This is a genomic window from uncultured Paraglaciecola sp. (assembly GCF_913058035.1).
Lineage (GTDB): Bacteria > Pseudomonadota > Gammaproteobacteria > Enterobacterales > Alteromonadaceae > Paraglaciecola.
On the sequence record NZ_CAJXPA010000214.1, the window covers coordinates 1 to 5,972 of the forward strand.

Consider the following 5,972-nt stretch of genomic DNA (forward strand, 5'->3'; position numbering starts at 1 on the left):
CAAATAATCAAAGTCATTATTTATATGGATAGCTTGCGTTAAGCTCGATACCTTTTACTCAGGTGTCGTTTTAGCGTAAGCAATGAATGACTGAGATGAATTGCATATTTCGATTTATAACGGTGTTTTTGTCATGCTTGCCATTATTGATGATGGGATGTGCAAATCAAAATGACTTATCAATATCTGCAGATAATAAGCCCATTTCTGTTGCTCTTAATATGAATTGGCAAAGTGATGTTTATACCTTAATTAAAGTCTTTCAGGTTTAAGATGTTTTTTATCTTCATGAAGCCAGTAAACAGCATTTTTTATCTTTCTATAACGACCCTCAAAATAACGATCCTCAAATTCAGACTATCGATGGGCATAAGCGGTTATATAACTATTTAGAACATTTTTTCAGCGGCTTTACTTATAAGGGCGACACTTACAATGCCGATTTGGCCTCTACTAAACATGCAGGCAACTGTCTCTCGCTTGCTATTTTAACCAAAGCTTATGCTTCCTTAGTTGGTCTTAAAGTTGAGTATCGTAAGGTTAATTCTGAGCCTGTCTATTCTCGTGAAAATGACATTATGACTATTTCTTCGCATGTACAAACCCATGTATATGCTCCCGCTAAACTCGATAATAGGAAGTCAACGTTTTTCTTTTCAAAAGTTATAATCGATTATTTCCCATCCTCTAGAAGTCATATTGGTGGGGTTGTTGAAAACGTTGATTTTGAATCTATGTATTATCATAACTTAGCTGCTAAGGCTCTAATTGAAGAGAATTTTGACTATGCTTACTCTCTGTTAGCTGCTGCTATGCAGTTGTCACCAAACAACATCGAAACATTGAATACTTTAGCTGTTTTGTATAAAAAGTCAGGCAATCATGCTTTAGCTGAATCACTGTATAAATATGTGTTGCAGCATTCAAAAGGCTCTGTAAGCGTCTTAAGCAATTATGTGATTTTACTCCGAGATACGGGTAGAAATAACGAAGCAACGTCGTATGAAAATCAATATATGCATATTAAAGATGACAATCCATACCGGTGGTATGACGTTGCTAACCTTGCATATGAACAAAAAAAATACACCTTGGCCTTGCGTCTTTTTCAAAAGACTACAGATATGGCACCTTACTTACCCGAAAGTTTTTATGGTCAGGCAAAAACTCATTTTAAATTAGGCAATGCCACAAAAGCTAAGTCGGCGATGCGTAAAGCTGCTGAGTTAGCCTACACCCCAAAAGATGAAAGACGTTATAACAGTAAGTTACAAGTGTTGAACGACAGCTTTTAGTGTGACGTTAAGTGGGAATAAATTGGTAGAATTACTCACAGAACAATACACGACAGATGTGTCTGAAAAAAATTAGTAAGATGATTTGTGAGGTCCATCCTACATCTGAATTTGGAAGTTTTGTCTATCGCGCTCAGCAAGGTTATGACGTTTTTGAATTAAGTGTTCGAGTTCGAAAAATTACCACCGCATTAAAACAGATTCTCCCAGACAAAATTAAACAGGCTGTAGCTCTTTTGTTGGCGCCTTTGGATCCGTTTGTGGAACACGATAAAATATTAGTTTAGCGTCTTTTATATTTATGCCGCCTATAATTTATGTATCTAAAAATGATCACGTGCTTTGCATTTCGGACGTCATAAAGTGACAGTGATCATTAACGGACGAAGTATGCTAATTGGCCATTTTGACCTCAGTAAATAACTCATTGTAATAGACCTAGACGACATCTTAGAACCCAATCAAATTTAATGAAGTATAGAATTAACTTTTATACTTCTTATTTGAAAACACATGTCTACCTATATTCTAGTTTTCATCCCTGTAGGAACAAATTAAAACAACGTCTATGGAAAAGCCCCTACAAGGCAAAGACTTTTTTTAGTTAGCGACAATCAATGCTGATTATTTGGCCAGATAATCAACCACAGTATCAGTGAAGTCAGTAAACAAACCGTCAACTTGTAGATCGTTAAACAACATGTTTAATGTTTGTTTTTGGTTAATATTGTCTGGCAATGCATCCTTTCGAAAAGTGTAAGGATGAACTTGAAGACCCGCTAAATGTGCTTGTTCGACCAAAGCTGAAGGTTGCATGGTTTTAAGATCGATCAGTTGTGGTATCCAAGGGCCGATGCCTTGGGCGATTTTAGCTATGGCCTCTAAACCAAGTGGGGTTTTTAAAAAGTCATAATCGGTAGGTGACTCTTGCCAGTCGTTTTCGCCAATGAGCTGTATTAGTTTTACTTTCACCTCTAGATCATTTCGTAATCGCTGAGTCTCAGCAAAATCAAAACACTGCACATATATGGCTTTATCTGCATCATCCAACTGATGTTTACGTAAAACAGCCATAACCAGTTGGCTTATGTCCACGCCTTGTTCTCTATGCCATGCAGGTGATTTTATTTCTGGATAGAAACCGGTAGTTTTATTTAACTGTCGATTGAGTTGCTGGATCAATTCAATTTGTTCTTCAAAAGTGGCAACCTGAAAGGTACCTTTTCCTTGATAACGATTGGGGAATACCTGCTTGCCTTGTGCATCTTGTCGTTCATGTACATTAAGGGTCTTTAATTCAGCCAGAGTAAAATCTAAGGCATAATAACGTCCATCTGGACGTTTTCTGCTGGGGAATACTTGTTCTACGTTGGTCACTGTTTCAAGGTGAATATCATGTAAAACGATTATTTTTGAATCTTTAGTTACAACTAAATCTTGCTCTATGAAGTCAGCACCTTGCGCATAAGCTAAGGCAACAGATTGAAGCGTATGTTCAGGTAAATAGCCTGACGCACCTCGGTGTGCAATCACCAGAGGCTTAGCTGTAATCACTTGGCTGGTAGAAGCCAATATTAATAGTCCTAAAAGATATAATTTCATAATGTTCGCTTATCTACCTTCAATTAATTCGATAGCATAACCATCTGGGTCACGCACAAAAGCAATAACCGTTTTGCCACCTTTTACTGGTCCAGGTTTACGATACACGTCGCCACCTTGCAGCTCAATTGCTGCACAAAGGGCATAAATATCATCTACTGCGATAGCAATATGACCATAGGCTTCACCCATATCGTACAGAGTTTTACCCCAATTATAGGTTAGCTCAAGCACAGTAGTCTGTGACTCTTCACCATAACCGATGAATGCTAAAGTATACTGATACTCTTCGTTTTCACTTTTTCTAAGCAGTTTCATACCCATAAAGTTGGTGTAAAAGTCAATTGAGGTTTGAAGATTGCCGACTCGCAGCATGGTATGTAGTAACCGCATATTTATTCCTTTTATGATTACGAAATAATGGAATCGATGTTGTTTGATTCCATCTGAGCATAGTAGAGTAAGAATAGGAACATAATATGACAACCGGAAAACTATTTTATAGATATTATTGCTTAGGTATTGCCTGTTGGCCTAAATAAAGATGGTAGGTATTTCTATTTTTTTAACCTCGCTATAATTTATTATGGTCACTATTAATAAATTATCTTTGACTTAATTCACAGCCGTTCTCAGCATAAAAGTTCGGCACCAGCAGAATTTTCGTTTACGCCATTTCTGTCGCTATCAGCACTCATTTTAACCCTTCCTTGCAAGGAGACAGATAATGAACGTGCGTATTCTGCTTTGCCATCTTTATGACACGGTAATATTTCAGTTGCTAAATTTGCTGCACCGGTTCCGGAAAATTTAATGTCATTAGTTGAGTTGGTCATCAAACTAGTTGAAGACGTTGCGCCTGTAATGACTAACAGTTCTTCTGTGACACCTCGAATGGCATTATTGTCATCGTTAATAAACACAATTTTGGGTCATTCCAATCAGATGAACAAACAGAGTAATCTTTGGAAGGGCACACCACAACTTGGGCTTGTTCGTCTATCGCATGGTGCCTCTCATATTGGATCAAAGAGCTTGTTTCGTTGATTTCTGCCACAATTCTATTTTTTATTAAAATGCCTTGAATGCTTGGGCCAACAAATGCCAGTATTATTGCGACAATAGAAACAGTGATCATTAACTCAACCAGTGTCACACCTTTCTGTTGTTTCACGTTATTAACTCCGTTATTTAGGTACCAAAGATAAACTATATTTGAACTTTTAAGGTATGAAATAGTGTCCAAAGGTTAGAATTAACATACACATGTTGGTAAGGTTAAATCTGTTGCCTTTAAATTTATCACTGCTCGTTAATGTTAACGACGGTAATCACTATCCTAGTCGAAATTTTTGACGGGTGTAACATCATTGAGGTAAAAAATGCAAAAGAGTACTGTGATAGAAGAAATGCGGGTTCTACCTAAAATTGATGTTAATTTTGAAGTTGAACGTCGAGTTAATTTCATTAAAGCCCAGCTTATAAAAAGTGGCATGAGAGTTTTAGTTTTGGGTGTAAGTGGAGGTGTTGATTCGTGTACATTGGGAAGGCTGGCCCAACTTGCAGTTAATCAACTTAATCAAGGGCAGACAAACCTACAGGACACAAATAAATATCAATTTATAGCGATAAGGTTACCGTACAACATTCAAGCAGACGAGATTGACGCTCAAGCTTCAATCGACTTCATTCAGCCAAGCCATAGTTTGACAGTCAATGTACAGCCTGGTGTTGATGCGATTGATATACAAACTCGAATGGCTATGCAGAGCACCAATTTATTACCTGATAGCGCAAGTAAACAGGATTTTGTCAAAGGTAACGTCAAAGCACGTACCCGGATGGTAACGCAGTATCAAGTTGCCGGTTTACTTGATGGTTTAGTTTTAGGTACAGATCATTCAGCAGAAAATATTACTGGGTTCTACACCAAGTATGGTGATGGTGCATGTGACCTTGCACCTTTATTTGGTCTAAATAAACGCCAAGTAAGGCAAATTGCAGAGTTTTTAGGTGCACCACAAAATATTGTTCACAAAGCTCCCACTGCCGATTTAGAAACATTAGCGCCACAAAAATCTGATGAGCAGGCATTAGGAATGAGTTATGAACAAATAGATGATTTTTTAGAAGGCAAACTCGTGGCAGATGATATTATTGAAAGGCTGGTTGCTATTTTTGAAAAAACACAGCATAAACGAATACCTATACCCACCATATACGACTAATAATTTTAAGTTAATAAACCACACTAATTGGGACATAAAATGAAAAAGATCGAAGCTGTAATCAAACCTTTTAAAATGGATGACGTTCGAGAGGCCTTGTCAGAAGTCGGCGTTAATGGCATGACTGTTACTGAGGTAAAAGGTTTTGGACGTCAAAAAGGGCATACGGAATTGTATCGTGGTGCTGAATATAATGTTGATTTTTTGCCCAAGGTAAAAGTTGAGTTGATAGTTGCAGATGATCAAGTTGAGCGTTGTATTGAAACCATTATGAAAACAGCGCAAACTGGAAAAATAGGTGATGGTAAAATATTTGTTTATGAAGTAGAACGTGTTATTCGTATTCGCACGGGCGAAGAAAATGAAGACGCTGTTTAATACGAGTCATCCTTATGTTTTGCGATAGTTAATTTGTTGAATCACTGAGCGGCAGGTGCTAATAGATAGGTATAAAAAACCTGAAATAATATCTAGTGCACCTAGGTCTAATATTTTGAAACCTAAAAGACATGTTTTATATTTAATTTATAGCTGTGTTTTATAACCGTATTTAACAATCGTATTTTGACTAACTATTAATATAAAAGGAAAACTAATTATGCAAAAAATCAAAAATAAGGCTATTGCTGGAGCACTTGGTGCAGTTGTCATTGGCTCACTTGCTTCAATCAGTGTCCAAGCGAATACTAGCCCTTTTAGTGTTAACACATTAGATTCTGGTTACATGCAAAGTGCTAAAGAAGGCAAATGCGGCGAAGGTAAATGTGGTGGAGATAAAGCTGAAAAAGCGGTCAAAACCATGAAAGAAGGAAAGTGCGGCGAAGGTAAATGTGGTGGAGATAAAGCT

Annotated in this window: 7 protein-coding genes and 1 pseudogene; 4 read left to right on the forward strand and 4 right to left on the reverse strand. The window is 37.2% G+C overall.

Annotation, left to right across the window (positions count from 1 at the left end; genetic code table 11):
- Positions 1-443: 443 nt before the first annotated feature.
- Positions 444-1,295: a hypothetical protein gene (locus QZ562_RS18640; RefSeq protein ID WP_293763548.1), complete on the forward strand. Its 852-nt coding sequence runs from the start codon at positions 444-446 to the stop codon at positions 1,293-1,295.
- A 624-nt stretch (positions 1,296-1,919) separates the two neighbouring features.
- Here QZ562_RS18640 and glpQ read toward each other — a convergent pair.
- The 4 genes from glpQ to QZ562_RS18660 all read right to left on the reverse strand — a co-directional run bounded on the left by glpQ (position 1,920) and on the right by QZ562_RS18660 (position 4,071).
- Positions 1,920-2,897 (reverse strand): glycerophosphodiester phosphodiesterase, encoded by a 978-nt coding sequence (gene glpQ / locus QZ562_RS18645; RefSeq protein WP_293763551.1) that lies wholly within the window; start codon positions 2,895-2,897, stop codon positions 1,920-1,922.
- Between the two features lie 9 nt (positions 2,898-2,906).
- A complete protein-coding gene (gene gloA, locus QZ562_RS18650; protein WP_293763554.1) occupies positions 2,907-3,290 on the reverse strand; it encodes a lactoylglutathione lyase in 384 nt (127 codons plus the stop codon).
- A gap of 239 nt (positions 3,291-3,529) precedes the next feature.
- Complete coding sequence (locus QZ562_RS18655; RefSeq protein WP_293763557.1) at positions 3,530-3,820, reverse strand: hypothetical protein; 291 nt, start codon at positions 3,818-3,820, stop codon at positions 3,530-3,532.
- Entirely contained in the window at positions 3,766-4,071 is a 306-nt protein-coding gene (locus tag QZ562_RS18660) for a prepilin-type N-terminal cleavage/methylation domain-containing protein (RefSeq protein WP_293763560.1), read from the reverse strand. The genes QZ562_RS18655 and QZ562_RS18660 overlap by 55 nt, the downstream gene beginning before the upstream one ends.
- A 208-nt stretch (positions 4,072-4,279) precedes the next feature.
- Here QZ562_RS18660 and nadE point away from each other — a divergent pair, with 208 nt between their 5' ends.
- The 3 genes and pseudogenes from nadE to QZ562_RS18675 form a co-directional block, all read left to right on the forward strand.
- Entirely contained in the window at positions 4,280-5,125 is an 846-nt protein-coding gene (nadE, locus tag QZ562_RS18665) for an ammonia-dependent NAD(+) synthetase (protein WP_293763563.1), read from the forward strand.
- A 39-nt stretch (positions 5,126-5,164) separates the two neighbouring features.
- Positions 5,165-5,503: a nitrogen regulatory protein P-II gene (gene glnB, locus QZ562_RS18670; RefSeq protein ID WP_293763566.1), complete on the forward strand. Its 339-nt coding sequence runs from the start codon at positions 5,165-5,167 to the stop codon at positions 5,501-5,503.
- 220 nt (positions 5,504-5,723) lie between these two features.
- Positions 5,724-5,972 (forward strand): annotated as a pseudogene (locus QZ562_RS18675) (hypothetical protein); the annotation flags it as partial.